This window comes from Robertmurraya sp. DFI.2.37 (assembly GCF_029211245.1).
Classification (GTDB): domain Bacteria; phylum Bacillota; class Bacilli; order Bacillales; family Cytobacillaceae; genus Robertmurraya; species Robertmurraya methanolica_A.
The window spans coordinates 1-432 of record NZ_JARGEJ010000252.1; the positions used below are offsets into that span (position 1 = coordinate 1).

Genomic DNA, 432 nt, shown 5'->3' on the forward strand with positions numbered 1-432 from the left:
ATTTGAAGTTTTTTGCTCAACGTGTTTTAAAGGGAGCTCATTATGAAAACAATGATGACTACTTGTATATTATGATTAAGCAAAAATATAAAACCCATGGTGGCTCAGCCGCTTCTAAAATAGAAGACAATATCACGAGAATTCAGGAATACATCGATTATGCTGCTAATAGAATCATTATTCTTCCCAGCGGCGGAATCACCAATGATAATTTACGAGCGATAGCCGCTGAGTTATCAATCAATGAAGTACATGGAACGAGAATTGTCGGATGAAAGAAAATAAGTAAGCTTTTATACGCTTGCTTATTTTCTCTATTTAATTCAAGAGCGTTTTGACCATTTACCAACTAAACAGTCAACTCAATTAGATTACCCTCAGGGTCTTCAACAACACTTTCATAGTAACCGTCTCCGGTTACACGGGGGCCGT

Annotated in this window: 1 protein-coding gene and 1 pseudogene; one reads left to right on the plus strand and one right to left on the minus strand. The window is 37.0% G+C overall.

Annotated elements, in window-relative coordinates:
- Nucleotides 1-275 (plus strand): copper homeostasis protein CutC (locus PZE06_RS26350; protein WP_275792159.1); only part of this gene is annotated, 275 nt, incomplete at its 5' end.
- A gap of 74 nt (nucleotides 276-349) precedes the next feature.
- On the opposite strand, the pseudogene PZE06_RS26355 reads toward PZE06_RS26350, so the two are convergent.
- Nucleotides 350-432, minus strand: a pseudogene (locus tag PZE06_RS26355) (VOC family protein); the annotation flags it as partial.